Origin of the sequence: Rathayibacter sp. AY1C1 (assembly GCF_002932105.1) — a bacterium.
In the GTDB taxonomy this organism is placed as follows: domain Bacteria; phylum Actinomycetota; class Actinomycetes; order Actinomycetales; family Microbacteriaceae; genus Rathayibacter.
In genome coordinates, this window is the sequence record NZ_PSWH01000008.1 from 16,975 (window position 1) to 40,714 (window position 23,740).

Genomic DNA, 23,740 nt, shown 5'->3' on the forward strand with positions numbered 1-23,740 from the left:
AAGTTGGTGCGGAAGGAGGCGGGGCGAGCGGGTGTCAAGAGCCGTTCGAGGTGGTTTGCGAATCGATGCGTCGTGATGCACACTGACCCCGCCGATTTGTTGAACAGCAGAAATAAGAAGTGGATGGGAATGGCTACGGACTACGACGCCCCCCGCAAGACCGATGACGACTCCGAGTCGATCGAGGCCCTGAAGGAGCGAGTCCCCGACAAGATGTCCGGAGTCGTCGACGTCGATGACGCCGACAACCCGGGCGGATTCGAACTGCCCGGTGCCGATCTGTCCGACCTCGATCTGGACGTCGTGGTCCTTCCGCCCCAGGCGGACGAGTTCACGTGCGTGAGCTGCTTCCTCGTGAAGCACCGCTCGCAGATCGACCACGAGGAGAAGCTCGGACCGATCTGCCTGGAGTGCGCCGCTTAAGCGCCTCCCGGCTCCGAAGGAGGACCGCTCCGTCGCCGTGATCCCCGGATCGCGGCGACGATGTCGTCCGGGCGGCGGGTGGAGACCAGCCAGTACGGCGTCGGGTCGGCCGGATCCTCGATCGGGACCCGCACCACCTCCTTCACCCAGCCGCGGATGACCAGGTACGCCCGCGCGTCCAGGCGCGTCCCGCGCTCGGCGAACGCCTGGTCCCCCGAGTAGGAGGACGGCTCGCCCACGAGGTCCAGCGGGATGTGCGCGCGGCCGGCGCGCAGCTCCCCCTCCGCCACCTCGATCACGGGGGAGAGGGCCAGCAGCGACAGCACGCAGCCCGCGTACAGAACGACCGCGACGATCACCCCCACCGCGAGGTCGATGGGCGCGAACACCAGGATGCTGGCGGGGATCACGAGGGCGGTGGCGACGAAGAGCCAGGGCGCTGGCCACAGCCTCTCTCGGTAGGACGGCATGACCCTATTGGATCAGACGTTTGGTCTACCCTCGTCACGTGCCTGCAACCGTCGACGTCCCGATCACCGCGGACCGGCTCCCCTCCTACGCCCGTCCGGGCGACGCGGGAGCCGATCTCCACTCGACGGAGGACGTGGTGCTCGCCCCCGGTGAGCGCGCCTCCGTCGGCACCGGGGTGGCCGTCGCCCTCCCGGAGGGCCACGCCGGCTTCGTCGTCCCCCGCAGCGGGCTGGCCTTCAGGCACGGCATCACCGTCGTCAACGCCCCCGGAACGATCGACGCGGGCTACCGCGGCGAGATCCGGGTGGCGCTGCTGAACACCGACGGCCGCGAGACGTACCGCGTCTCGGCGGGGGACCGGATCGCGCAGCTCGTGATCGTCCCCGTCGTCCAGGCGAGGTTCACGGCCGTCGACGAGCTTCCCGAGTCGGTCCGCGGCACGGGCGGCTTCGGATCCACCGGGTACGCCGCCGGCGCCCAGGAGACCAGAATCCACGAGGAGAGCGCATGAGCGACATCCAGCCCACGGCCGGCGAGGCCGCCGAGCCCGTCCAGCAGGACTTCGAGAAGTCGGCGCCGGAGGACCGCGCGGAGGCCGGGCCCCTGGACGAGCGCGAGGCCAACCCGGTCCGCCCCTACATCGACCTCGGCGGGGTGAAGGTGCTTCCCCGCGAGGGCATGCACATCCGCCTCGAGGTCGAGGAGGGGACCAAGCGCGTCATCGCCGTCGGCCTCGACTACGCCGGGTCGACGCTGCAGGTGCAGCCCTTCTCCGCGCCGCGCTCCTCGGGCCTCTGGCACGAGATCCGCGGCCAGATCGCCGAGCAGATCGGCCGTCAGGGCGGATCGACGACGGAGCGCGACGGCGTCTTCGGTCCGGAGCTCGTCGCCGAGCTCCCGATCGCCGGCGGCCAGACCCGCGTCGCCCGGTTCGTCGGCGTCGACGGTCCGCGCTGGTTCCTCCGCGGCGTGATCGCCGGAGCCGGAGCCGTCGACGAGCAGGCGGCCGCCTCGGTCGAGGAGCTCTTCCGCAGCATCGTCGTGGTCCGCGGCAGCGGCCCGATGCCTCCGCGCGACCTGATCCCGCTGAAGGTGCCGACCGGCAGCCAGACCCAGCAGAGCGCGAGCTGACCGGCATGGAGCCGGTGCGGCCCGAGGACCCGGCCCGATCGGAGGAGCCGGTCCGGCCCGAGGTGGGCGACGCGATCGCGCAGGCCGCCCGCCGCTCGGGACTCGGCGCGGTCGCCGACGGCGAGCCGTTCGACGGGAAGGCGCTGCTGCGCACCATGGGCGGCGTCCGGGGGATCCTCGAGGCCGTCGTGCCCGGTATAGCCTTCGTCCTGCTCTACACGGTCACCTCGGAGCTCGTGCTCTCGCTGGTCGCATCCGTCGGGCTCGCCGTGGCGTTCACGGTGGCGCGGGTGCTCGGCCGGACGCCGGTGATCCAGGCCGTCGGCGGACTGCTCGCCGTGGTGGTCTCGGCCGCACTGGCGCTGTTCACCGGGCGGGGCGTCGACAACTTCGCCCTGGGGCTGCTCACCAACCTCGTCTACGGGCTCGTCTTCCTCCTCTCCGTCCTCGTGCGCTGGCCCCTGATCGGCGTCGCCGCCGGCTTCCTGATGGGGGACGGCACCGCCTGGCGATCCGATCGGCGCAAGCGCCGCCTCTTCGGCGCCCTGACCCTCGCGTGGGCGGGGCTCTTCCTCCTGCGCCTGGCCGTGCAGTACCCGCTGTTCCTCGCCGAGGACACCACGGCGCTGGGCATCTGGAAGCTGGCGCTGGGCCTGCCCCTGTACGCGCCGCTGCTGGTGCTCACCGTGCTCGCCGTCCGGGCCGAGTACCGCGGAGCCGGCGAGCGCGCCGATGCGGGCGATGCTCCGGATCGTGCGTAGAATTGTCTCGACGTCGAGATAAATAGCGCTCGCCTCCCCGCACCGTCGCGGCGAGGTCGACCGGGCGCCTCGGCGTCGAGGAGTTAGGTCCTCCTTGGTGGCAGGCCGCTGTGCGCGGTCGTCAAGATGAGGACGGAGAGCGGCGCCGCCCGTCGGCGGACGCTGCAGTCAGCGAAGGAGAGGGCGACGTGTCCGCGGTAGACAGCTTTGGATCGAAAGACACCCTGAAGGTCGGCTCGACCGACTACGAGGTGTTCCGCATCGACCGGGTCCCCGGTCACGAGAAGCTCCCGTTCAGCCTCAAGGTGCTGCTCGAGAACCTCCTCCGCACGGAGGACGGCGCGAACATCACCGCCGACCACATCCGCGCCCTCGGCGAGTGGGTCCCGGAGTCGGAGCCCGACACCGAGATCCAGTTCACGCCGGCCCGCGTGGTCATGCAGGACTTCACCGGCGTGCCCTGCATCGTCGACCTCGCCACGATGCGCGAGGCCGTCGCTGCCCTGGGCGGCGACGCGAACCGGATCAACCCGCTCGCGCCCGCCGAGATGGTGATCGACCACTCCGTCATCGCCGACCTCTTCGGCACCGAGGACGCGCTCGAGCGCAACGTCGAGCTCGAGTACGAGCGCAACGGCGAGCGGTACCAGTTCCTCCGCTGGGGCCAGACCGCATTCGACGACTTCAAGGTCGTCCCGCCCGGAACCGGCATCGTGCACCAGGTCAACATCGAGTACCTGGCCCGCGTCACCATGACCCGCGAGGTGGGCGGTGCGCTGCGCGCCTACCCCGACACCTGCGTCGGCACCGACTCGCACACGACGATGGTCAACGGCCTCGGCGTGCTCGGCTGGGGCGTCGGCGGCATCGAGGCCGAGGCCGCGATGCTCGGCCAGCCCGTCTCGATGCTCATCCCGAAGGTCGTCGGCTTCAAGCTCACCGGCTCGATCCCGACCGGCGTGACCGCGACGGACGTCGTGCTCACCATCACGCAGATGCTGCGCAAGCACGGCGTGGTCGGCAAGTTCGTCGAGTTCTACGGGGCCGGCGTCGCCGCGGTGCCGCTCGCGAACCGCGCCACCATCGGCAACATGAGCCCCGAGTTCGGCTCCACCGCCGCGATGTTCCCCATCGACGACGTGACCCTCGACTACCTGCGCCTCACCGGCCGCAGCGACGAGCAGATCGCCCTCGTCGAGCAGTACTCCAAGCTGCAGAAGCTCTGGCACGACCCCGCGGTCGAGCCGGTCTTCAGCGAGTACCTCGAGCTCGACCTCGGCACCGTCGTCCCCTCGATCGCCGGCCCGAAGCGCCCGCAGGACCGGATCGAGCTCTCGTCCGCCAAGACGCAGTTCGAGTCGGACCTCACCAACTACGCGGACGTCTCGCACGACATCGTCGACCTGACCATCGCGGAGTCGTTCCCCGCCTCCGACCCCGGAGAGCTGCAGCCGCAGGACGAGCACAGCAGCCACGAGCACACCCACCGCTCGCACGCGCCGGCGACCGCCTCCAAGCCGACCACGGTCGAGCTCGGCGAGGGCGGGACCTTCACGATCGATCACGGCGCCGTCGCGATCGCGGCGATCACCTCGTGCACGAACACGTCGAACCCGTCCGTCATGCTCGCGGCCGGCCTGCTGGCCCGCAACGCGGCGCAGAAGGGCCTGAAGGCCAAGCCGTGGGTCAAGACCACGCTGGCGCCCGGATCGAAGGTCGTCACCGACTACTACGAGAAGGCCGGCCTGACCGAGTCGCTCGAGGCTCTCGGCTTCTACACGGTCGGCTACGGCTGCACGACCTGCATCGGCAACTCCGGCCCGCTGCTCGAGGAGATCTCGGCCGCGGTGCAGGACAACGACCTCGCCGTGACCGCCGTGCTCTCGGGCAACCGCAACTTCGAGGGCCGCATCAACCCGGACGTGAAGATGAACTACCTGGCGAGCCCCCCGCTCGTCATCGCCTACGCGCTCGCCGGCTCGATGAACTTCGACTTCGAGGTCGACGCGCTCGGCACCGACTCCGACGGCAACGACGTGTTCCTCAAGGACATCTGGCCCGACGCGGCCGAGGTGCAGGCGACGATCGACTCGTCGATCGACAAGTCGATGTTCGACACGCAGTACGCGGGCGTGTTCGACGGCGACGAGCGCTGGCGCGCGCTGCAGACCCCCGAGGGCTCGATCTTCGAGTGGGACGAGTCGTCGACCTACGTGCGGAAGCCCCCGTACTTCGACGGCATGACGATGGAGACGACCCCGGTCACCGACATCGCCGGTGCCCGCGTGCTCGCCAAGCTCGGCGACTCCGTCACGACCGACCACATCAGCCCCGCCGGCTCGATCAAGGCCGACAGCCCCGCCGGCCGCTACCTCGACGAGCACGGCATCGACCGCAAGGACTACAACTCCTACGGCTCGCGCCGCGGCAACCACGAGGTGATGATCCGCGGCACGTTCGCGAACATCCGCCTGCGCAACCAGCTGCTCGACGGCGTGGAGGGCGGCTACACCCGCGACTTCACTCAGCCGGACGCCCCGCAGTCGTTCATCTACGACGCGTCGCAGAACTACCAGGCCGAGGGAACCCCGCTCGTCATCCTGGGCGGCAAGGAGTACGGCTCCGGCTCGTCGCGCGACTGGGCGGCCAAGGGCACGAGCCTGCTGGGCGTCAAGGCGGTCATCGTCGAGAGCTTCGAGCGGATCCACCGCTCGAACCTCATCGGCATGGGCGTCGTCCCGCTGCAGTTCCCCGCGGGCGAGAGCTGGGAGTCGCTGGGCCTCGACGGCACCGAGTCGATCAGCATCTCGGGCATCGAGGAGCTGAACGAGGGCGTCACCCCCAAGACGGTCCACGTCGTCGCCGAGCCGACCGAGCACTCGGCCGAGGGCAAGCAGACCGTCGAGTTCGACGCGGTCGTCCGCATCGACACCCCCGGTGAGGCGGACTACTACCGCAACGGCGGCATCCTGCAGTACGTGCTGCGCTCGCTCGTCTAGATCAGCCGCAGAGCGTGTGCGCCTTCCCTGCGGGGGAGGCGCACACGCGTTCCCGGGGGCCCCGTGCGTAGACTCGGGAGACGTCCCCACCTCGCTCACGACCCCGGAAGGCGGCGCGCATGGCTGTTCTCGAGACCATCGGCGGTCCTCGCGATCTCGATCGCCTGACCGCGGCCGAGCTCGAGACGCTGGCGCAGGAGATCCGCGACTTCCTCGTGCGCGAGGTCTCGAAGACCGGCGGCCACCTGGGGCCGAATCTCGGCGTCGTCGAGACGACCATCGCGATCCACCGGGTCTTCGACTCGCCGCACGACGCGATCGTGTTCGACACCGGCCACCAGTCCTACGTCCACAAGCTGCTCACCGGTCGCCAGGACTTCTCGAAGCTCCGGCAGCGCGGCGGCCTCGCCGGCTACCCGCAGCGGAGGGAGTCGCCGCACGACATCGTCGAGAGCTCGCACGCCTCCAGCTCGCTGTCCTGGGCGGACGGCATCTCCCGCGCCTTCACGATGACCGGTCAGACCGACCGCCACGTCGTCGCGGTCGTGGGCGACGGCGCCCTCACCGGCGGCATGACCTGGGAGGCGCTGAACAACATCAGCGACGACAACTCCCGCGGGCTCGTCATCGTGGTCAACGACAACGGGCGCTCCTACGCCCCGACCATCGGCGGCATGGCCCGCTTCCTCAACGGCGTCCGCACGCGGCCGACCTACCGCACGATGCACCGCGGCTCCCGGGCCGTCTCGGAGCGGCTGGGCGGCCCCGCCGCCGCCGTCTACCGCGGCATGCGCGGCGGGCTCCACGGCTTCCTCAGCCGCTTCATCAACAACGAGGCGCTCTACTCCAACCTCGACATCAAGTACCTGGGGCCGATCGACGGACACGACCTGACGGCGATGGAGGAGGCCCTCCAGCAGGCGAAGGACTACGGCCAGCCGGTCATCGTCCACGCGATCACCCAGAAGGGCAAGGGCTTCGGTCCGGCCGTGCACGACCTCGCCGACCAGTTCCACGCCGTCGGGCAGATCGACCCCGAGACGGGCGAGCCGCTGAGCGCGGCCGGGGCCCGCTCGTGGACCTCGGTGTTCGCCGAGGAGATCGTCACCCTGGCCGACGAGGACCCGACGATCGTCGGCATCACGGCCGCCATGCTCCGGCCCGTCGGTCTCGACCGCCTCGCGGAGAAGTACCCGGAGCGCGTCTTCGACGTCGGCATCGCGGAGCAGCACGCCGTGACCTCGGCCGCCGGTCTCGCCTTCGGCGGGCTGCATCCGGTCGTCGCGCTGTACGCCACCTTCGTGAACCGCGCCTTCGACCAGGTGCTGATGGACGTCGCACTGCACCGCGCGGGCGTCACCTTCGTACTGGACCGCGCCGGAGTCACCGGGCCCGACGGTCCGAGCCACCACGGCATGTGGGATCTGGCGATCCTGCAGGTCGTCCCGAACATCCGCCTCGCCGCTCCGCGAGACTCCGTGCGTCTGCGCGAGGAGCTGCGCGAGGCCGTGGGCGTCACCGACGCGCCGACCGTGGTGCGCTTCTCGAAGGGGAGCGTCGGTGACGAGATCGACGCCGTCGAGCGTCTCGGCGACGGGGTAGACGTGCTCGCCCGCGCCGAGCGCAAGGACGTGCTGCTGGTCACGGTCGGGCCGATGGCCGCGATGGGTCTCGAGGTCGCTGAGCGGCTCGCGGCCCAGGGCATCGGAGCCACCGTCGTGGACCCCCGCTGGGTCGTGCCCGTGCCCACCAGCATCATCGAGCTCGCCCGCGAGCACCGCATCGTCGTCTCGATCGAGGACGGGGTGCGCGTCGGTGGGATCGGCACACGCATCCGCCAGGACCTGCGCGAGGCCGGCGTGGACACCGCGGTGACCGAGCTCGGGCTGCCCGACCAGTTCCTCGACCACGCCAAGCGCGAGGAGATCCTCGAGGACGTCGGACTCACTCCCCAGCACATCGCTCGCGACGTCGTCGCGCAGGTGCTGGGCAGCAAGATCCCGGTCGCCCGTCCGCTCCCGGACGAGGTCGAGGCCCGGGACGACGCCCGCAGCGACTGATCGGCCGTCGGGACGTCCCTCAGGCGACGCGCGGAAGGGGCGCCGGATCAGATCCGGCGCCCCTTCCGCGTCACTGCACTCCGCGTCAGTCGACGCCGCGGATCGCGGGGTGGTGGAACGTGTCCCCGAACGCCCGCTCGCTCGCGCCGACCCGGTCGAGGTAGGGCGTGAGCCCGCCCATCTGGAACGGGTAGCCCGCGCCGAGGATCAGGCAGAGGTCGATGTCCTCCGCGGCGTGCACGACGTCGTCGTCCAGCATCCGCTTGACCTCGTCCGCGAGACCCGTCTCGACGCGCAGCCGCAGCTGCTCGGCCGTCATCGGCTCCGTGCCCCCGGCGACGATCGCGACCGCGCGCTTGTCGACGCCCTTCACACGCCCCTTCGCGTCGCGCTCGAAGACGCGGCCGAGCTCGGCGAGGCGGTGCAGGTTGGGGCTGTCGAAGAAGCGGTCGGGGAACGCGGCGTGGTGGGTGTCGAGCACGTGCGCGCCGACCTTGAGGCCCACCAGCTCGAGCAGCTCGAACGGGGTCATCGGCAGGCCGAACGGAGCCAGCGACTGCTCGACGACCTCGAAGGGAGTGCCCGTGTCGACCGCGTGCATCGCCTCGCCCAGGACCTTCGCCAGCACGCGGTTCACCACGAAGCCCGGGGTGTCGCGCGTGATGACGGCGTTCTTCTTGAGCTTCGCGGCGGTGACCATCGCCGTCGAGAGGGTCTCGTCGTCGGTGTGCGGCGTCCGGACCACCTCGATCAGCGGCATGACCGCGACCGGGTTGAAGAAGTGGAAGCCGACGAGGCGCTCGGGGTGCTCCAGCCGCTCGCCGATGCGCTCGACGGAGAGGGACGAGGTGTTGGTCGCGAGCACCGCCGTGGGCGAGACGTAGCGCTCGATGTCGGCGAACACGTCCTGCTTCACCGACAGCTCCTCGAAGACCGCCTCGATCACCCAGTCGGCGTCGGCGAAGTCGGAGCGGTCGGTCGTGCCGGTGATCAGCGCGCGGAGGCGGTTCGCGTCGTCGGGGGAGACGCGTCCCTTCGCCAGCAGCGCGTCTATCTCGGCGCGGATGCCCGCGACGCCCTTGTCGACCCGCTCCTGGTCGAGGTCGGTGATGACCACCGGCACCTGGAGGCGGCGGAGGAAGAGCAGCGCGAACTGCGAGGCCATGAGGCCCGCGCCGACGACCCCGACCTTGGTGACGGGCTTGGCCAGCGCCCTGTCGGGCGCTCCCGCAGGACGCTTGGCGCGCTTCTGCACCAGATCGAACGCGTAGATGCTCGCGCGGAACTGGTCGCCCGAGATCAGGTCGGCCAGCGCCTCGTCCTCGGCGGCGAAGCCCTCCTCGCGCGTGGTGTTCTTCGCGGCCTTGAGCAGCTCCAGCGCGCGGTACGGAGACGCCGCGACCGTGCCGATCCGCGACTCCACCTGCTTGCGCGCGATCGAGATCGCGACGTCCCACTTGACCAGCCGCTCCAGCTTGCCGGGCGCGTTCGGCCGCTCCACCTTCACGGAGCCGCCGATCACACCGTCGGCCCAGCGGAGCGAGTCCTCGAGGAAGGCGGCGGGCGGGAAGATCGCGTCGGCGATGCCGAGGTCGAACACCTCCTGGCCCTTGAGCGTGCGGTTGTTCTTCAGCGGGTTCTCGACGACGACCTTGAGGGCGTTCTCGATGCCGATCAGGTTCGGCAGGAGCCACGCGCCGCCCCAGCCGGGGATGATGCCGAGGAAGACCTCGGGGAGCCCGAGCGCGGGGATGGAGGAGTCGACGGTGCGGTAGTCGGCGTTCAGGCCGATCTCGGTGCCGCCGCCCAGGGCGAGGCCGTTGATGAAGGCGAAGGACGGCACGCCCAGCTCGGCCAGCATCCCCAGCGTGCGATGGCCCAAGCGCGCCAGCTGGCGGCCGAGCTCACGGCTCGGGATGGCCCCGACCTTGCTGAGGTCGGCTCCCGCGGCGAGGATGAACGGCTTGCCGGTGATGCCGACCGCCTGGATCTCGCCGCGCGAGGCGCGCTCCTTCTGCGTGAGGAGGACGTCCGCCAGCTCGAAGAGCGACGCCGGTCCGAAGGTGTTGGGGCGGGTGTGGTCGCGGTCGTTGTCGAGCGTGATCAGGGCGAGCGTGCGGCCGCTGGGCAGCGGCACGTCGCGGACGTAGGAGTGGGTGACGACCTCGCCCTCGGCGAGGTCCACGAGGTTCTCGAATCCGTCGAGCATGGGTCAGCGTCCCTTCCGTCGTCCGCGCTTGCCGTCGTAGTGCGGGTTCTCCCAGATCACCGTGCCGCCCTGGCCGAGGCCGACGCAGAGGGCCGTCACGCCGTAGCGGACCTCGGGGTGCGACTCGAACTGCCGGGCCAGCTGGATCATCAGCCGGACCCCGGAGGAGGCGAGCGGGTGGCCGATCGCGATCGCTCCGCCGTACTCGTTGACGCGCGGGTCGTCGTCGTCGAGGCCGAAGTGGTCGAGGAAGGAGAGCACCTGCACGGCGAACGCCTCGTTGAGCTCGAAGAGCCCGATGTCCTCGATGGTCAGGCCCGCCTTGCGGAGCGCCTTCTCGGTCGAGGGGACCGGGCCGATGCCCATGATCTCGGGCTCGACGCCGGCGTACGCGAAGCTCACCATCCGCATCTTCGCGGACAGGCCCAGCTCCTGTGCGGCCTCGGCGCTGGCCAGGAGCGACACCGTCGCTCCGTCGTTGAGCCCGGAGGAGTTGCCCGCGGTCACCCGGCCGTGGGGGCGGAACGGGGTCCGCAGGCCCGCGAGGCCCTCGAGGGTCGTCTCGGGGCGCGGTGCCTCATCGGCGGTCGCGAGGCCCCAGCCCGCGGCGCTGCGCGTGGCGACGGGGACGAGGTCCGGCTGGATGCTGCCGGCGGCGTACGCGGCGGCGAGCTTCTGCTGGCTCCGCAGGGCGTAGTGGTCGGCGCGCTCCTTCGTCAGGTGCGGGAAGCGGTCGTGGATCCGCTCCGCCGTGCGGCCCATGTTGAGCGCGTCCTCGCCGACGAGGCGCTCGGAGAGGAAGCGCGGGTTGGGGTCGGCGCCGAAGCCCATCGGGTGCCGGCCCATGTGCTCCACGCCGCCGGCGAGGACCACGTCGTAGGCGCCGAACGCGATGCCGCCCGCGGTCGCGGTGACCGAGGTCATCGCTCCGGCGCACATGCGGTCGATGGCGAAGCCGGGCACCGACTTCGGCAGCCCTGCGAGCAGCGCCGCCGTGCGGCCGAGGGTCAGGCCCTGGTCGCCCTGCTGGGTGGTGGCGGCGATCGCCACCTCGTCCACCCGCTCCTTCGGCAGCGCGCCGTTGCGCTCCAGCAGACCGATCATCGCCTTGACGACGAGGTCGTCGGCTCGGGTCTGCCAGTACATGCCCTTCTCGCCGGCACGCCCGAACGGAGTACGGACTCCGTCGACGAACACGACTTCGGATCTCTCGGCCACAATGCCTCCCAGGAACTCACGGTCGCCGTCGATCGTAGGAACCGGCACCGCGCAGCCGGAATCCTTTGCCGCTTCCTACGAAGGGGTTTCGGTGCCCTCGGCCGGCGCTTGGGCCGCTTCGACAAACGCGGTGGCGATCGAGCCCGATGTGGCCTCGACCTGCCAGGCGCGGGCGCCGGCGCGGGTGAGCTCCGCGGCGACCGACTCCGCGGTCAGCGGCTCGGGCGGGTTCCAGGCCACCCGGCGCAGCAGCTCCGGCGTGAGCAGGTTCTCGACCGGGAGCGAGAGCAGCTCGGCGATCTCGGTGACCACGGCGCGTCCCGCCTTCAGGCGCGCGTCGGCGGCCGGGTTGCGATCGCCCCACGCCCGCGGAGGGGGGAGCGTGTCGGCGGCCGGGCGGGTCGGGCTCGGCAGGTCCTCGGTCGTCGTCCCGCGCTCGATCGCGGCCCACCAGCGCTCCACCTCGCCGCGGCTGGCGCGGCCGGTGAAGTCGCGGCGGCCCGAGAGCTGGCCGATGCTGGTCGGGATGTTGCGGGCGACCGCGATGATCGAGGAGTCGGGGATCAGGCGGCCGGGAGCGATGTCGCGCTCGCGGGCGAACGCGTCCCGGGCCAGCCAGAGCTCGCGCGCCACGGCGAGGGGGCGCGGGCCGCGGAGCGAGTGCATGCCGGAGAGGCGGCGCCACGGGTCCGGCGGGACCGCCTTCGGAGCGCGCGCGAGCGTCGCCTCGAACTCCTCGCGGGCGATGCGCGTCTTCCGCGCGGCGATGAGCATCTCCTCCATGCGGTCGCGGAGGTCCACGAGGAGCTCCACGTCCTTCGCGGCGTAGACGAGCCAGCTCTGGGGGAGGGGGCGGGTCGACCAGTCGGCGGCCGAGTGCTCCTTGGCCAGGTGGATGCCGAGGAGGTCCTCGACGACGGCGCCGAGGCCCACCTTGGGCAGTCCGAGGAGCCGGGCGGCGAGCTCGGTGTCGAAGATCCGCACCGGGTCCAGGCCCACCTCGCGCAGGCAGGCGAGATCCTGGCTGGCGGCGTGGAGGACCCACTCCTCCTGGCCGATGACCGCCTGCAGGGCGTCCATCCGGCCGATGGCGGGGGGATCGAAGAGGAACGCGCCGGCGCCGCGCCGGTAGACCTGGATCAGGTACGCGCGCTGCGAGTAGGTGAAGCCGGAGGCGCGCTCGGCGTCGACGGCGACGGGGCCCTCGCCGGCGGCGAGGGCGTCGACCGCGGCGAGGAACTCGTCGGGCGTGGAGAGGACACGGTAATCAGTCACGGTTGTTCCGTCGGAAGGCGAGCGGGGTCACACCGTCGCTCGATACGGGCGGGAGACCCGCGAGCATGCACAACAGCTCCCCCCACCCTTCCACGTGAGCGGCGAGCTGCGCATCATCCGGGCTCCAGGAGGCGCGGATCTCGATCTGCGCACCGTCCCCCTGAGCGGCCAGCTCGCCGAAACCGGTGGAGAGCACCTTGGTGGCTGTGCCGGACGCGGCGGAATAGGAGGCGCCCCGCGCCCCGAGGGCGTCGATGAGCCAGGACCAGGCGACCTCGGCGAGGAACGGATCGGTGCCGATCTCGACCTCGAGCGGGGCCTGGGCGAAGCAGACGACACGGAAGGGGCCGCCCCACTGCTCGGGCTCCTCGGGGTCGTAGAGCAGGATGAAGCGCCCCGTGCCCAGCTCGGAGTCGCGTCCGTGCGCGTGCGGCGCGACGTCGCCCGACAGGGCGAGGGCCCAGGGCGCGAGACCCGACGGCGAGGCGATCTCGGACACGGTGAGCTCGGCGCGCGTGGCAGCGGCGCGGATCGACTCCGTCGCGACCCGGAACTCCTCGGGGAGCTGGGACGACGCTGGGAATTCGGGCACGGTCGCAGACTAGGGTTCCGACGCGCCCGGGACGCGGAGGCACGCCGGGTGGGCGGCTCTCAGCGCGTGCGGCTCCAGCGGGCGTAGACGGCCCCGGAATCGTCCGCGGCCAGGAGCGTCAGGGCGTACGCGTCGTCGACGACGGCCGTGCCCGTCGCGACCGGGAGGCCCGGGAGGACCACGCGCGGCGAGGTGGTGAGGCACAGCTCGTCGACCCGGCCCGAGGCGAGGAACTGGCCCGAGAGCGAGGCGCCGCCCTCGCAGACGACGCGGTGCAGGCCGAGCCCGGCGAGAGCCTCCAGGAGCTCGTCGACGCCGATCCGCTCCGAGGAGGACGTGACCGGGACGACCTCGACGCCGGCGGGGAGCCCCTCCACCGCGCCGCGCGACTCCGGCACCAGCAGCAGGACCCGGGAGCCCTCCTGCAGCTCCAGGCGGTGCCCGGCGAGATCGCCCGAGGCGGAGACGACGGCGAGCGGGACCCGCCGGGGGACGCGGTAGCCCTCGGCGCGGACGCTCGCGGCTCCGACGAGGACGACGTCGGCCTGCTCGCGGACGACTCCGAGGATCGTGCGGTCGACGCGGTTGGTCAGCGTCTCGCTGGTGCCGTCGGAGCCGGTGCTGGAGCCGGTGACGCTCGCGATCATGTTCAGGCGCACGCGCACCGCCTCGTCGGGACGCCAGGCGTCCGCGACCGCCGCTCGCGCGCCCTCCTCGCCGATCACGATCGGCGGACCGGCGGGGACGAGCGGCCGGAGGATCATGCGGCCAGGTGCGCGCGGACCTGCCGCTTGGTACGGCCGAGCAGCGCGGTCATGCCGCGCAGGCGCAACGGCGAGACCGCCTCCGAGAGGCCGATGGTCTGCGGGAAGTCGTCGGGAACGGCGAGCACCTGCTCGGGGGTGAGCCCGGCCAGGCCCTGCGCCAGGATCGACGCGAAGCCGCGCGTCGTGGGCGCCTCGCGGGGAGCCGTGGCGTGCAGGTGCACGATCCCGCCCTCGACGTCGACGACGATGAAGACGGGCGCCTGGCACTCCTCCACGCGCTCGAAGAGGTCCGGGTGGTCGCGGTAGCGCTCGGGCAGGTCGGGGAGCTCGTTCGAGAACTCGAGCAGGAGCTGCAGGCGCTCCGGCTTCTCGAGGGCGAGGAACTCCTCGCGGATGTCGCGCAGAGCGTCGGGGAGCGTGGTGTCGGTCATCCGGTCCAGTGTCTCATCGGGGGAGGGGCGGCGGGCGGTCGCAGCGGAGGCCGGGAGCCCGGATCCGGCCCGTCGACGGGCGGATCGGCGCTCCCGGCCTCCGTCGTGACGCGTCAGCGGGCCGCGGGGGCCTCGCCGGGCTCGGCGCCCTGCACGATCGGGACGCGGACGGCGCTGCCCCACTCGGTCCAGGAGCCGTCGTAGTTGCGGACGCCCTCGAAGCCGAGGAGGTGGGTCAGCACGAACCAGGTGTGGGCGGAGCGCTCGCCGATCCGGCAGTAGGCGATGACGGAGTCGCCGTCCTTCAGCCCCGCGCCCTCGCGGTAGATGCCGTTCAGCTCGTCGAGGGGGCGGAAGGTGCCGTCCTCGGCGGCGGCCCTGCCCCAGGGCACGTTCTGCGCGCTGGGGATGTGACCGGCGCGCAGGGCGCCCTCCTCCGGGTAGGCCGGCGCCGTGGTGCGCTGCCCGGTGAACTCCTCCGGGGAGCGGACGTCGATCAGCGGGTTGCCGAAGTGCGCGAGGACGTCGTCCTTGAAGGCGCGGATCTCGGCGTCGCTGCGCTCGACGACGGGGTACTCGGCGGGCTCCGGGGAGGAGGCGTCCGTGGTCGTCGGGCGGCCCTCCGCGAGCCACTTGTCGCGACCGCCGTCGAGCAGACGGACGTCCTCGTGGCCGAAGAGGGTGAAGACCCAGAGCGCGTAGGCGGCCCACCAGTTGTTCTTGTCGCCGTAGACGACGACGGTGGTGTCGCGGGCGATGCCCTTGCCGCCGACGAGCGCGGCGAACGCGGCACCGTGGATGTAGTCGCGCTGCACCGGGTCGTTGAGGTCGGTGTGCCAGTCGATCTTGACGGAGCCGGGGATGTGGCCGGTCTCGTAGAGCAGGACGTCCTCGTCGGACTCGACGACGACGAGACCGGGAGTGCCGAGGCGCTGCTCGAGCCAGTCGGCGCTGACGAGCCGTTCGGGGTGCGCGTAGGAGGCGAACTTCGGCGACGGATCGGTTTCGACGGACAAGGAGGACCTCCAGGATGGTGCGCGGAGCGCGGGCGTGATTCCACGGCGGGCTACGCTGGAGCCCGCCCTTCAGCGACAGTACGCGTCCGCGGACGACGCCGCACGGAGGGCGCCGTAAGAGTTCGACACAGAACCGCGGCGGCTCCGTGCCCGGTGCGGCCGCCGCCACTGAGCGCACTGACCCCCGCCGTGCGCAGGATGCGAGACGCGAGTGAGCCCCGACGACGTCCGATCGACGAGCAGCCTGACCGCCCGCTCGCCCCTGATCAGCGGGCACGAGATCGCGTCGACGCTGGTGCCCCCGCGCCAGTTCGAGGGCGCCACCTTCGAGAGCTACCGTCCCGACCCGGAGTACCCCTCGCAGGCCGACGCGGTGGAGGCTCTCCGCGCGTTCGCCGCCGGCGGCGGATCCAAGGGAGGCGGAGGCGGCTTCCTGGGCTTCGGCCGGAAGAAGGCCCCCGCGGTCAAGCCGGGCGTGTACCTCGACGGCGGCTTCGGCGTCGGCAAGACCCACCTGCTCGCGGCGATCTGGCACGCGGTGCCGGGCCGCACCTACTTCGGGACGTTCATCGAGTACACCGCGCTCGTCGGCGCGCTCGGCTACGCGGCGACCGTCTCGCTCCTCAAGGGCTCGGCGCTCCTGTGCATCGACGAGTTCGAGCTGGACGACCCGGGCGACACGATGCTGATGACGCGGCTCCTCGGCGAGCTGGTCGCCTCCGGGACCCGCATCGCCGCGACCTCGAACACCCCGCCCAACGCGCTGGGCGAGGGGCGCTTCGCCGCAGCGGACTTCCTCCGCGAGATCCAGTCGATGGCCGCCCACTTCGAGACGATGCGGATCGACGGCACCGACTACCGGCGCCGCGACATCGAGGGCCACGCCGTGGTGCGCACCGACGAGGAGATCGACGCTCTCGTCGGGGCCGCCCCCGCCGGCTCCGTCGTCACCGACGACCCGTTCGCGGACGCCGTGCACCACCTGGGCACCGTGCACCCCTCCCGCTACATCAAGGTGATCGACGGCGTCGACACCATCGTGCTCCGGGGTGTCACCGCTCTGACCGATCAGACCGACGCCCTGCGCCTCGTGGCCTTCATCGACCGGGTCTACGACGCGCAGATCCCGGTCCTCGCCTCCGGGACGCCCCTCGACGAGGTCTTCGGCGGCGACATGCTGAGCGGCGGCTACCGCAAGAAGTACCTGCGCTCGATGTCGCGCCTCATCGCGCTCACCTCGATGGCGCCCCGCTCCTAGGGGCGGATCCGCTCTCCTCCCGGCGGTCCCGGGTTCGTCGTCGTGCCGTCCGCCAGTGCGCCGTAACGCGCTTTTTACACAGGGGCCTCGGCCGTAACCTCCGCGAAACGCGGTGCCTCACGGGACGAAACCTCGCGCCACCAGACTGTCGGCTACCCGAGGTGACCCGACACCCGCGTGTCTCCAGGCCGTGCTCCGACGCAGCGTCCTCGCTCCGGGCTTTTCTCTGCACACTCACGAGAGGTTCAACAATGGATCAAGGCAATACCGCGTTCCTGCTCATCGCAGCCGCGCTGGTCCTGCTCATGACCCCCGGGCTCGCCTTCTTCTACGGCGGCCTGGTGCGTGCGAAGAGCGTCATCAGCATGATGATGCTCAGCTTCGGAGCCATGGGCCTCATCGGGGTCCTCTGGGTCCTGTACGGCTACGCGATCGCGTTCGGCAACGGCCCGTCCGGCCCGGCGGGGACCGACACCTTCGTCGGCATCGACGGCGTCCTCGGCATCGACACCGCCCAGATCGGCCTGCAGGGCATCTACAACGACGCGCTCGGCGAGCAGACGTCGGCCTACCCGACGCTGGCCTTCGCCGCGTTCCAGGCGACGTTCGCGATCATCACCGTCGCGCTCATCTCCGGCGCCATCGCGGACCGGGCGAAGTTCGGCGCCTGGATGGTCTTCGCCGGCGTCTGGGCCACCGTCGTCTACTTCCCGGTCGCCTCGTGGGTCTTCAACTTCACCCTCGGCGACGACGCCACCGTCGTCGACGGCGGCTGGATCGCCTACGGCGTCGGCGCGATCGACTTCGCGGGCGGCACCGCCGTCCACATCAACGCCGGAGCGGCGGCCCTCGCTCTCGCCCTGGTGCTCGGCAAGCGCGTCAACTTCACCAAGGGCGCGCACCAGCCGCACAACCCGCCGTTCGTGCTCCTGGGCGCCGGACTGCTGTGGTTCGGCTGGTTCGGGTTCAACGCCGGCTCCGAGCTCGCCGCCGACGGCATCGCGGCCGTCGCCTTCCTGAACACCATCGCCGCTCCGGCCGCCGCGATCCTCGGCTGGCTCGTCGTCGAGAAGATCAAGGACGGCAAGCCCACCTCGATCGGCGCCGCCTCGGGCGCGGTCGCGGGCCTCGTCGCGATCACCCCGGCCTGCGCCAGCCTGTCGCCGTTCTGGGCGATCGTCCTGGGCGTCATCACCGGCGCCGTCTGCGCCCTGGCGATCGACCTGAAGTACCGCCTCGGCTACGACGACTCGCTCGACGTGGTCGGCGTGCACCTGGTCGGCGGCCTCATCGGAACGCTCTACATCGGCTTCTTCGGCACCGGCGTGGGCCTGTTCCTCACCGGCGACGCGAGCCAGCTCGGCAAGCAGGCCCTCGCGGCCTTCACCGTCCTCGCCTACTCCTTCGTCATGACGCTCCTCATCGGCTGGATCATCCAGAAGACGATGGGCTTCCGCGTGAAGAACGAGGACGAGATCGCCGGCATCGACACGGCCATCCACGGCGAGGCGGGCTACGTCCTGGCGGACTGACCCCCTCCTCCGCAGCACCCGACGGGGTGCCGGCTCTCCGGAGCCGGCACCCCGTCGGCGCGTCCGGGCCGGGCGACCGCCGGGCGCGCCCCCGCAGGCGGGCGGCCGCGGATCCGGGCTAGGGTTCCGGGGTGCCCTCCTCGCGCTCGGTCGTGTCCCTGCTCCTCCGACTCCTCGGCCGCGCGGTCGCCCCGCGGCCGGACGCCGGGCCCCGCCCGCAGCGCCCGTACCTGAGCACGACGGCGCCGACGCCGGGCGCGAGCGGAGTGGGCCGCACCGTCGAGGTCGACCCGTCGCGGCTCCGCGGGGTCCGCCTGGGCTACGCGCCCACGCCCGACGGCGACCCGGACCCGGGCGAGGTCGTCTGGACCTGGGTGCCGTACGAGGAGGACGACGGCCGCGGCAAGGACCGCCCGGTGCTCGTGCTCGCGGTCGAGAAGTCGGGGACGGTTCTCGCCGTGCGGCTGAGCTCGAAGGAGCACTCCGACTACCTGGCCGTCGGCACCGGCGGCTGGGACCCGGACGGGCGCCCCAGCTGGGTCGACCCGGAGCGCGTGTTCCGCGTGCACCCCGCCGGGATGCGCCGCGAAGGAGCATCTCTGGAGCGTGCTCGGTACGACGCCGTCGCCCGGGTGCTCTCGGCGCGGTACGGCTGGCACTGAGCGCTCGACGCCGTCGAGCGGCCATGAGTGGTCGCCGCTGAGCGCCTCACGGGAGATCCCTGCCCGTCGAACGAGGGCCGTGCTCCTCGGAGGAGGCGTCAGACCGGGTCGATCGGCACGAAGCCCGCGTACTTCGCGGCGCGGCCGTCCCCGGAGGACGTGCCGGTGAGCCTCCGCTGCACCCACGGCGCGACGTGCTGCCGGTAGTACTGCACGGTTCCGCCGCGCCGGAGTGCGGCCTCGGGAGCGTCGGGCAGCGCGGCGGGCGGCGTGAGCCCGAGCGCCCGCAGGACCCGGTCGGCCACCCGCCGGTGCCCCCGCGGGCCGAGGTGCAGGCGGTCCTCCGACCACAGCTCCGGATCGGCGAAAGCGGGGTCGTGCCAGTTGTCGGCGACGACCACGTCGGTCCGGTGGCTCGTCCGACGCAGGACGGCGTCGGTCAGCGCGTCCCCGCGGCGGCGGATGAGCGAGCCGAGCGGGAGCCGCGGCGACGGGTCGGCGCCGGCCAGGGCGATCAGCACGACGCCCTGCTCGTCGCAGCGCTCGAGCACACGGAGGTAGGCGTCGGCGATCCGCTCGATGTCGGCCCGCGGGCGCAGCATGTCGTTGCCGCCTCCGTTGAAGGAGAGGTGGGTCGGGCCGAGGGCGAGCGCGGGCTCGAGCTGCTCGGCGAGGATCGGCGCGATGAGCCGGCCCCGGATCGCGAGGTTGGCGTACTCGATCCGCTCACCCGTGGCCGCCGCCCATCCCGCGGCCGCCAGATCGGCCCAGCCGCGCGGGGTGCCGTCCGGCCGCTCGTCGCCGACGCCCTCGGTGAAGGAATCGCCGATCGCGACGTAGCGGACGGCCGTCATCGGCGGGTTCCGGAGGTGCGCATCGTGGCACTTTACCGCTCCGCGGCCGGGCTCAGGCGCGGCGCCTCAGCGGGGTGACCGGTGCCGAGCGGATGCTGCTGGGGCGGGCCGGCGTCGCGGCACCCGGCGCTGCGGCGAGCAGCTCCTCCTCGGGCCGGATGCCGGGCCGGTGCTCGCGCTCGGGACGCGGGGCGGCCCGGAACCAGGCGGCCAGCGCGGAGGACCGGCGGTGCCTCCGGTGGTCGCGGTCCAGCTCGGCGGTGCCCCGGTAGCCGGAACCCCGGGCGATGCGGTCGAGGCCGCCGAGAGCGACGGGGGTGCTCGCCATCAGGACGGCGGCCAGCTCGAGTCGGCGGAGGGCGAGGTGCTCGTCGAGGCCGAGCCCGTAGCAGCGGCGGAACCGCAGCCGCAGCAGCAGGGCGGGCATCCGCAGCTCGGCGGCGAGGTGGTGGACGGTGAAGCGCCGATCCAGGTAGCGCTCGTTGACGAGGGCGGCCGCCGCGATGGCGACGACGTCGAGCGGCCGGCGGGAGGCGGCTAGGCGAGGGGTGGGGGTTCGGGTGTCCAGGGGAGGCATGCACAGGAGACGCGCGAGGTCCCTGTTCGTGACGCGGAGGCGCGGAATGCGTTCGGGTGGCGCAGTGATCGGTGTCGGACCGGCTCGACCGGCAGGGGCTGTGCCATCGTCGGGAGGGGGCGGAGTCCCCGCCGATCCGGAACCGACACCCAGGAGACGACCGCATGGCGCACGCCGCGCTGATCATCCACAGCGCACGGAAGGTCGACGCGGCCGGGACGGTGGAGCACCACTGGCTCCGCGCGCGGGACGGCGCGATCACGGCGACCGGCACCGGCACCGGCTGGCAGGCGCAGGCGGAGGGGGCGGAGCTGCACGACGCGCGGGGCCTCACCGCTGTCCCGGGCTTCCTCGACCTCCATGTGCACGGAGGGGGCGGTCACGGCTTCGACGGAGGAGCGGAGGCGATCCGCGCGGGCCTCGCGCTGCACCGCTCCCGTGGCACCACGCGCTCGCTGGTCAGCCTGGTCTCGGCGCCGCTGGAGCAGCTGGAGTCCTCTCTGGACGCGGTCTCGGCCCTCGCGGCCACCGACCCGCTCGTGCTCGGCGCGCACCTCGAGGGCCCGTTCCTCGCGCCCTCGCGCAGGGGAGCGCACGACCCCGCGGCTCTCGTGCACCCCTCCTCCGGCGCGGTCGGCCGGCTGCTGGACGCCGCCCGCGGACGCCTCGCGCAGATCACGCTCGCGCCCGAGCTGCCGGGAGCCCTCGCCGCGGTGGAGCGGCTCGCCGGCGCCGGCACGGTGGTCGCGGTGGGCCACACCGAGGCGGACGCCGACCAGGCGCGGGCAGCGTTCGACCGCGGAGCCCGGCTGGTCACGCACGCGTTCAACGCCATGCCCGGGATCGGCCACCGCTCCCCGGGCCCGATCCCGGTGGCCCTGGGAGACGAGAGGGTCGCGCTCGAGCTGATCCTCGACGGCCGGCACGTGGACGTCGAGGTGGTGCGGCTCGCGTTCGCGGCGGCTCCCGGGCGGATCGCGCTCGTCACCGACGCGATGGCGGCGGCCGGGGCGGGCGACGGAGCGCACCGCCTCGGCCCGCTCGACGTCGAGGTGCTCGGCGGAGTCGCCCGGCTCGCGGGCACCGCTGTGCTCGCCGGATCCACGCTCACGCAGGACGAGGCCCTGCGGCGCGCCGTCGGGCCCGGTCGGCTCGGGCTGGAGGCGTCCGTCGCCGCCCTCACCGCCGTTCCCGCCCGCGTGCTCGGCCGTGGCGACCTCGGCCTGCTGGCCCCCGGGTACCGCGCCGACGTCGTCCTGCTCGACGCATCGCTCCGCGTGCAGCGGGTCTGGGCCGAGGGGCGCCCGTTCCCCGACTCCGCGGCCGGCGCGACGCGACCCCGGGTCAGGGCGTCGGCGTGACGGTCCAGGTCCCCTCGGTCTGGACGGCCATGACGCCGGGCAGGTCGGCCTCGAACACCTCGGAGAAGGCGACGGAGTCGCCGAACAGCTGCGGCTGATCGGAGGTCGTGAACACGCGGCCGGAGAACGAGTCGTCCGGACCCGCGGGCGTGTAGTCGACCGTCACGCGCGGGACGTCGTCGGAGAAGAACAGGACGGCCGGGCCGGTGCCGGACTGCGCACCGCTCACCGTCGCGAGGTCGTTCCAGCTCTGCAGGCCGAGCGTCCACGGCCCGTCGGCTCGGACGATCACCTGCTGCTCGACGGGGTCGTCGCGGAAGATCCCGGTCAGGAACGACCCCGTCATCGGGGCGGCGGCCTCGCCGAAGGGCGTCATCCGGCCCGCGGCGGTGACGATCGCCGTGCCGGTGCAGGCCGAGCAGTCCAGGCTCAGGACGACCGCGAACTCGCCCTGCCGCTGGAACGACACGTCGGCCGGGCCGGTGCCCGAGACGGTGGCGGGGACTCCCTCGCCGACCGGCCCGGCGTCGACGACGGTTCCGACCGGCTCGGCGGTCGCCGGAGCGGAGGGGGTCGGGCTCGGAGTGATCAGGTCGGTGATGGCGGGTCTCGGCGTCCGCGAGGCGGGCGCGGACGCCGTGGCGCCCGCCTCGGCCCCGCCGCCGGCGGTGCACCCGCCCAGCAGCAGGAGCCCCGCCGCTGCCGTCGTCGCCACTGCTGCTGTCGTCCCCCGAGCCCTCATGCGTCCAGACTGCCAGGGCTGGTCCGGATCGTCGTCCCCGGAGGGAGTCAGAGGAGCAGGGCGCCGAGGCCCGCGGCGGCGAGGACGACGATCCACGGGGGCACGGTCCAGCGCGTCAGCGCCACGAAGGCGCCGATCGCGAGCGCCAGAGCGCCGGTCGAGCCGATGCCCTCGGTCAGCACCGGGTCGTAGAGGGCGCCGCCGAGCAGTCCCACCACGCCGGCGTTCACGCCGGCCAGCGCCCTCTGCGCGACCGGCAGGTGCCGCAGCCGCTGCCAGAACGGGAGCACGCCGACCACGAGCAGAGCGCCCGGCAGGAAGATCGCGACCAGCGCGATCGCCGCCCCCGCGACACCGTCCGGCGTCCCCGCGCCCACCGCGCCGAGGAACGCGGAGAAGGTGAAGAGCGGGCCGGGCACCGCCTGCGCCGCCCCGTATCCGGCCAGGAACTCGCTCTGCCCGACCGTGCCGGCGCCGACCGTCTGCGCCTCCAGCAGAGGCAGCACGACGTGGCCGCCCCCGAACACCAGAGCGCCCGCGCGGTAGAAGACGGAGGCGAGACCCGCCGCTCCCTCGCCCGTGAGAGCGTCCAGCAGGGGGAGGCCGGCCAGGAGGAGTCCCCAGAGGGCGAGCGCCGAGACCGCGAGCGCCGTCGGGATTCGGACCGCGAAGCCCGGGCCGTCGTCTGGAGCCGCCTCCTCACGGCGGAGCCACAGGACGCCGGCCAGGCCCGCCGCCGCGATCACCGCCACTTGCAGCGCGGGCTCCGGGGCGAGGAGCACGGCGACGGCCGCCGCACCGGCGATCGTCGCGCGTCGGCGGTCCGGTGCGAGCGAGCGCGCCATCCCGAGCACGGCCTGTGCGACGACCGCGGCCGCCGCCGCCTGGAGGCCCAGGAGCCAGCCGGCGGAGGCGACATCGCCCGTACCGGCGACGAGCCCGGCGACGAGGACCAGGGCGATCGCCGAGGGGAGCGTGAATCCGCACCACGCGGCGACCAGTCCGGCGAGTCCCGCGCGCTGCAGGCCGACCGCCATCCCGACCTGGCTGGACGCGGGTCCGGGGAGGAACTGGCACAGCGCGACGAGGTCGGCGTACGCGCGATCGGTCAGCCAGCCGCGGCGCACCACGAACTCCTCGCGGAAGTAGCCGAGGTGCGCGATCGGCCCGCCGAACGAGGTCAGCCCGAGGCGGAGGAACACGAGGAGCACGGGGAGGGCGCCGCCCCGCTGCAGCCGACCCGTCTCCGACACGGGGGCATCCTGCCAGACGGCGGTGTCCAGCACGCGTCGTGTCACCGGAAAAGGGACGATAAGCGGCCGGATAAGCGATTCCTCGCCCATTCTCCTCCGGTCGATAAAACGGTGGGTAGAAATACTGAACCCCTTCTCATCCCCTCTG

General features: G+C 72.5%; 22 protein-coding genes. 10 read left to right on the forward strand and 12 right to left on the reverse strand.

Annotated features, from left to right (window positions below):
- The first annotated feature begins 129 nt into the window (after positions 1-129).
- A complete protein-coding gene (locus C5C71_RS05600) occupies positions 130-423 on the forward strand; it encodes a DUF4193 domain-containing protein (RefSeq protein ID WP_055792269.1) in 294 nt (97 codons plus the stop codon).
- Here C5C71_RS05600 and C5C71_RS05605 read toward each other — a convergent pair.
- A complete protein-coding gene (locus C5C71_RS05605) occupies positions 420-893 on the reverse strand; it encodes a DUF3093 domain-containing protein (protein ID WP_104267885.1) in 474 nt (157 codons plus the stop codon). The two genes, C5C71_RS05600 and C5C71_RS05605, sit on opposite strands and share 4 nt — an antisense overlap.
- 38 nt (positions 894-931) lie before the next feature.
- Here C5C71_RS05605 and dut point away from each other — a divergent pair, with 38 nt between their 5' ends.
- The 5 genes from dut (at position 932) to dxs (ending at position 7,845) form a co-directional block, all read left to right on the forward strand.
- Positions 932-1,405 (forward strand): dUTP diphosphatase, encoded by a 474-nt coding sequence (gene dut / locus C5C71_RS05610; protein WP_104267884.1) that lies wholly within the window; start codon positions 932-934, stop codon positions 1,403-1,405.
- Complete coding sequence (locus tag C5C71_RS05615; RefSeq protein WP_104248032.1) at positions 1,402-2,025, forward strand: DUF3710 domain-containing protein; 624 nt, start codon at positions 1,402-1,404, stop codon at positions 2,023-2,025. The genes dut and C5C71_RS05615 overlap by 4 nt, the downstream gene beginning before the upstream one ends.
- 5 nt (positions 2,026-2,030) lie before the next feature.
- On the forward strand, positions 2,031-2,786 hold the full coding sequence (locus tag C5C71_RS05620) for a DUF3159 domain-containing protein (protein WP_104222101.1): 756 nt from the start codon (positions 2,031-2,033) through the stop codon (positions 2,784-2,786).
- A gap of 188 nt (positions 2,787-2,974) precedes the next feature.
- Complete coding sequence (gene acnA, locus C5C71_RS05625; RefSeq protein WP_104267882.1) at positions 2,975-5,785, forward strand: aconitate hydratase AcnA; 2,811 nt, start codon at positions 2,975-2,977, stop codon at positions 5,783-5,785.
- Positions 5,786-5,904: 119 nt separating this feature from the next.
- Complete coding sequence (gene dxs, locus C5C71_RS05630; RefSeq protein WP_104267881.1) at positions 5,905-7,845, forward strand: 1-deoxy-D-xylulose-5-phosphate synthase; 1,941 nt, start codon at positions 5,905-5,907, stop codon at positions 7,843-7,845.
- 85 nt (positions 7,846-7,930) lie between these two features.
- Here dxs and C5C71_RS05635 read toward each other — a convergent pair whose 3' ends face one another.
- From C5C71_RS05635 to C5C71_RS05665, 7 genes are all read right to left on the reverse strand, one after another.
- Positions 7,931-10,054: a 3-hydroxyacyl-CoA dehydrogenase NAD-binding domain-containing protein gene (locus C5C71_RS05635; RefSeq protein ID WP_104267880.1), complete on the reverse strand. Its 2,124-nt coding sequence runs from the start codon at positions 10,052-10,054 to the stop codon at positions 7,931-7,933.
- 3 nt (positions 10,055-10,057) lie between these two features.
- Positions 10,058-11,272, reverse strand: a complete 1,215-nt coding sequence (locus C5C71_RS05640; RefSeq protein WP_104324739.1) for a thiolase family protein — start codon at positions 11,270-11,272, stop codon at positions 10,058-10,060.
- A gap of 75 nt (positions 11,273-11,347) precedes the next feature.
- Positions 11,348-12,547, reverse strand: coding sequence for a ribonuclease D (locus tag C5C71_RS05645; protein WP_104222092.1), 1,200 nt, complete (start codon positions 12,545-12,547; stop codon positions 11,348-11,350).
- Positions 12,540-13,139 (reverse strand): DUF3000 domain-containing protein, encoded by a 600-nt coding sequence (locus tag C5C71_RS05650; protein WP_104222090.1) that lies wholly within the window; start codon positions 13,137-13,139, stop codon positions 12,540-12,542. The genes C5C71_RS05645 and C5C71_RS05650 overlap by 8 nt, the downstream gene beginning before the upstream one ends.
- A gap of 59 nt (positions 13,140-13,198) precedes the next feature.
- On the reverse strand, positions 13,199-13,903 hold the full coding sequence (locus C5C71_RS05655) for a dihydrofolate reductase family protein (RefSeq protein ID WP_104337292.1): 705 nt from the start codon (positions 13,901-13,903) through the stop codon (positions 13,199-13,201).
- Positions 13,900-14,337: a SufE family protein gene (locus C5C71_RS05660; RefSeq protein ID WP_104222086.1), complete on the reverse strand. Its 438-nt coding sequence runs from the start codon at positions 14,335-14,337 to the stop codon at positions 13,900-13,902. The genes C5C71_RS05655 and C5C71_RS05660 overlap by 4 nt, the downstream gene beginning before the upstream one ends.
- A gap of 113 nt (positions 14,338-14,450) precedes the next feature.
- The gene (locus C5C71_RS05665; RefSeq protein WP_104225237.1) at positions 14,451-15,353 is read right to left on the reverse strand and encodes a sulfurtransferase; all 903 of its coding nucleotides are present in this window, start codon (positions 15,351-15,353) and stop codon (positions 14,451-14,453) included.
- A gap of 211 nt (positions 15,354-15,564) precedes the next feature.
- Here C5C71_RS05665 and zapE point away from each other — a divergent pair, with 211 nt between their 5' ends.
- The 3 genes from zapE to C5C71_RS05680 all read left to right on the forward strand — a co-directional run bounded on the left by zapE (position 15,565) and on the right by C5C71_RS05680 (position 18,805).
- Positions 15,565-16,611 (forward strand): cell division protein ZapE, encoded by a 1,047-nt coding sequence (gene zapE, locus C5C71_RS05670; RefSeq protein WP_104337293.1) that lies wholly within the window; start codon positions 15,565-15,567, stop codon positions 16,609-16,611.
- A 251-nt stretch (positions 16,612-16,862) separates the two neighbouring features.
- The gene (locus C5C71_RS05675; protein ID WP_104222080.1) at positions 16,863-18,143 is read left to right on the forward strand and encodes an ammonium transporter; all 1,281 of its coding nucleotides are present in this window, start codon (positions 16,863-16,865) and stop codon (positions 18,141-18,143) included.
- A gap of 131 nt (positions 18,144-18,274) precedes the next feature.
- A complete protein-coding gene (locus tag C5C71_RS05680) occupies positions 18,275-18,805 on the forward strand; it encodes a type II toxin-antitoxin system PemK/MazF family toxin (protein WP_219813824.1) in 531 nt (176 codons plus the stop codon).
- Positions 18,806-18,903: 98 nt separating this feature from the next.
- Here the strand turns inward: C5C71_RS05680 and C5C71_RS05685 are convergent, their stop codons facing one another.
- Entirely contained in the window at positions 18,904-19,659 is a 756-nt protein-coding gene (locus tag C5C71_RS05685; protein ID WP_104262912.1) for an SGNH/GDSL hydrolase family protein, read from the reverse strand.
- 52 nt (positions 19,660-19,711) lie between these two features.
- Entirely contained in the window at positions 19,712-20,236 is a 525-nt protein-coding gene (locus C5C71_RS05690) for a hypothetical protein (RefSeq protein ID WP_104328701.1), read from the reverse strand.
- 164 nt (positions 20,237-20,400) lie between these two features.
- On the opposite strand from C5C71_RS05690, the gene C5C71_RS05695 reads away from it, so the two are divergent.
- Positions 20,401-21,597: an N-acetylglucosamine-6-phosphate deacetylase gene (locus C5C71_RS05695; RefSeq protein WP_104337294.1), complete on the forward strand. Its 1,197-nt coding sequence runs from the start codon at positions 20,401-20,403 to the stop codon at positions 21,595-21,597.
- On the opposite strand, the gene C5C71_RS05700 is transcribed toward C5C71_RS05695, so the two are convergent.
- Both C5C71_RS05700 and chrA read right to left on the reverse strand, forming a co-directional pair.
- The gene (locus C5C71_RS05700; RefSeq protein WP_146076890.1) at positions 21,581-22,339 is read right to left on the reverse strand and encodes a hypothetical protein; all 759 of its coding nucleotides are present in this window, start codon (positions 22,337-22,339) and stop codon (positions 21,581-21,583) included. The two genes, C5C71_RS05695 and C5C71_RS05700, sit on opposite strands and share 17 nt — an antisense overlap.
- A gap of 47 nt (positions 22,340-22,386) precedes the next feature.
- On the reverse strand, positions 22,387-23,592 hold the full coding sequence (chrA, locus tag C5C71_RS05705; RefSeq protein WP_258059829.1) for a chromate efflux transporter: 1,206 nt from the start codon (positions 23,590-23,592) through the stop codon (positions 22,387-22,389).
- Between the last annotated feature and the right edge of the window lie 148 nt (positions 23,593-23,740).